Here is a 2712-nt window from a genome sequence, read left to right as displayed (position 1 = left end):
GGGGCTGACGCGCCAACAAGACCGCCAGGCCCAGCGCCTGAGCACCATTGCCGCCCGTTTGAGCCGCCCACAAGCCTTGCTGGGGCAGCACCATCAGTGGCTGGACCCGTTGGCGCACCGCCTGCAAGCGGGGGTTCAGCGCGATTTGGCCAACAGCGCGCATCGTTTGGAGCGCCTTGATGACCGTCTGGGTTTCAGTCAGGGCCAGCAGGTGGCACAAAGTGGCCAGCGTTTGGCGCGTGCGGCTTTGCGTTTGTCGTCGGTGGACCCGCGGCGAGTGCTGGAGCGCGGGTATGCCTGGCTCAGCGATGACCAAGGACAGGCCCTGACCCATGCCGCTCAGTTTCAACCGGGCCAGGCGGTTCGGGCGACCTTGGCCGATGGGGATGTGCCGTTGACGGTCTCGCGCTGATGGCATTTGTGGGTACGGTTACGGGTGCGGTCCTGACCTGCAAGGAATCTTCCCAAAGTGCCGATTGAGCATTAGGACACGAATTCAGCGGTGACTCTGACCTGTGATTTCGAGGGGCGATCATGCTGCGCCTAAAATGCATGGCTAAACCCTCAACCCGCAACAACCAAAGGACATCCTCATGGAACACACCTTGCCCGCACTGCCTTATGCGATCGACGCTTTGGCCCCTCACTACAGCCAGGAAACCCTGGAGTTTCACCACGGCAAGCACCACAACGCATATGTTGTGAACCTGAACAACCTGCAAAAAGGCACCGAGTTCGAAGGCATGGCCCTCGAAGACATCATCAAGAAGTCCAGCGGTGGTGTTTACAACAACTCTGCCCAGATCTGGAACCACACCTTCTTCTGGAACTGCATGAAGCCCCAAGGCGGCGGCGAGCCCACAGGCGCATTGGCCACGGCCATCAACGCCAAGTTCGGCAGCTACGCCGCTTTCAAAGAAGCCTTCGTTAAGAGCGCAGTTGGCAACTTTGGCTCCGGCTGGACATGGCTTGTGAAGAAAGCCGACGGCTCGGTCGACATCGTCAACATGGGCGCTGCTGGCACCCCACTGACCACGGGCGACACCGCCTTGTTGACTGTGGACGTGTGGGAACACGCTTACTACATCGACTACCGCAACATGCGCCCCAAGTTCGTTGAGACTTTCCTCGACAAGTTGGTGAACTGGTCCTTCGCTGAGAAGAATTTCGGCTGATCGCGTCAGCCTTCAAGTCAAAAAGCCCCGCAGCGCGGGGCTTTTTGCATTTTTGTCGATCAGCAGTGGGATGTCGGACCTAAAGGCGCCGACCTACAATGAACAGCAGCACCACTGAGCTGAGAGTGGGGTAGTGCCTGGCGCCGATCACAAAGCCCCGCAGCGCGGGTTTTTTTCATTTTTTCGATCAGCAGTGGGATGTCGGACCTGAAGGCGCCGACCTACAGTGAACAGCAGCGCCACTGAGCTGAGAGTGGGGTGGGGCCGGGCGCCGATTTCTGGTACCCCAGCATGAGGCGCCCGGCCCCACCCCGTTCTCAGCGGACCTCGCAAAACAAGCTGATCAGCGAATCAGCGAATCATCATCCCGCCATCGGCCACCACAGTCTGGCCGGTCACATAGCGCCCCGCTGGGCTCGCCAAAAACACCGCAATGCCGCCAATGTCGTCCGGCTCACCCATGCGGCGCAGAGGCGTCTCGTTGTTGTACTTGGCGCTCAGCACCGGGTCTTCGTGCAGCGCCTTGGCAAAGTCGGTCTTGATCAAGCCCGGGGCGATGCAGTTCACGCGGATGTTGTCCGGACCCCATTCCACCGCCAAGTTGCGCGCCAGCTGCATGTCGGCAGCCTTGGACAAGTTGTAAGCCCCAATGACCGAGGAGCCGTGAAGTCCGCCAATGGACGACACGATCACGATGGCCCCGTCTTGTTGGGCCTTCATGCCGGGGTACACCAGGTTGCACAACCAGGCATTCGACAGCACGTTGTTGCGCATCACCTTGTCAAACACCTCGTCGCTCATGCCCGTGGCCGGACCGTAATAGGGGTTGGTGGCCGCGTTGCACACCAAAATATCGATCACCCCCCAGGTCTGGCGGGTTTGCGCGATCAGGTTTTGCAGCTGCTCCTTGCTGGAGATGCTGGCCGCAATGGCCATGGCCTCACCGCCTGCGGCCTGTATCTCTTTGACGACCACCTCGCAAGCGTCTTGTTTGCGGCTGGAGACCACGACTTTGGCACCTTGCTGGGCCAATTGGTGCGCAATGGATCGGCCAATGCCTCGGCTGGAACCGGTGACGACGGCAACTTTGCCTTTGAGATTGAACAGCGACATGAAACGGTCTCCTTGTTGAATGCTGGGCAGTCTGCCCGGGCGCTGGGTCCTTGTCTGTCTTGCGGGTGTTACCCTTGGGGGCCTAATGAATTTTGGGTGACCGCCCTCGGGGCGATGGCTTGTGGTCTGCGTAAACCCCATCGTGGCGAGGGCACAGATCCACAAAACACCAAAGCCTGAGCCACAATGCTGCTCATGGAACAAGTTGATGCTGTCGTGATTGGGGCCGGTGTGATCGGCTTGGCTGTGGGGCGGGCGCTGGCGTTGTCGGGCCGCGAGGTGTTGGTGCTCGAATCTGAGAATGCCATCGGCACGGGGACCAGCTCGCGCAACAGCGAGGTCATCCACGCGGGCATTTATTACCCCGCTGGCTCGCTCAAAGCGCGGCTGTGCGTGCAAGGCAAGCAGATGCTTTATGCCTATT

4 protein-coding genes are annotated in these 2712 nt (G+C 60.0%); 3 read left to right on the top strand and 1 reads right to left on the bottom strand.

Translation table 11 applies throughout. From position 1 onward, the window contains the following. Together Q0341_RS09430 and Q0341_RS09425 are read left to right on the top strand one after the other, a co-directional pair. The coding region (locus Q0341_RS09430) for an exodeoxyribonuclease VII large subunit (RefSeq protein WP_299512486.1) at positions 1 to 412 on the top strand (412 nt) is incomplete at its 5' end. A gap of 181 nt (positions 413 to 593) precedes the next feature. Beyond that, a complete protein-coding gene (locus tag Q0341_RS09425; RefSeq protein WP_299512483.1) occupies positions 594 to 1175 on the top strand; it encodes a Fe-Mn family superoxide dismutase in 582 nt (193 codons plus the stop codon). A gap of 351 nt (positions 1176 to 1526) precedes the next feature. Here the strand turns inward: Q0341_RS09425 and Q0341_RS09420 are convergent, their stop codons facing one another. Beyond that, positions 1527 to 2288, bottom strand: a complete 762-nt coding sequence (locus Q0341_RS09420; RefSeq protein WP_299512480.1) for an SDR family oxidoreductase — start codon at positions 2286 to 2288, stop codon at positions 1527 to 1529. A 195-nt stretch (positions 2289 to 2483) separates the two neighbouring features. Here Q0341_RS09420 and Q0341_RS09415 point away from each other — a divergent pair. Then, on the top strand, positions 2484 to 2712 hold a 229-nt coding region (locus tag Q0341_RS09415; RefSeq protein WP_299512478.1), incomplete at its 3' end, for an FAD-dependent oxidoreductase.

The sequence above is a fragment of the uncultured Limnohabitans sp. genome (assembly GCF_937889215.1).
In the GTDB taxonomy this organism is placed as follows: Bacteria; Pseudomonadota; Gammaproteobacteria; order Burkholderiales; family Burkholderiaceae_C; genus Limnohabitans_A.
The sequence above is the reverse complement of the archived record's forward strand: the minus strand, read 5'-3'. Positions and strand labels throughout refer to the sequence as shown.

Coding starts and splice junctions, on each gene's coding strand:
- Q0341_RS09425 (WP_299512483.1), top strand. CDS start 594: ATGGAACACACCTTGCCCGCACTGCCTTATGCGATCGACGCTTTGGCC.
- Q0341_RS09420 (WP_299512480.1), bottom strand. CDS start 2,288: ATGTCGCTGTTCAATCTCAAAGGCAAAGTTGCCGTCGTCACCGGTTCC.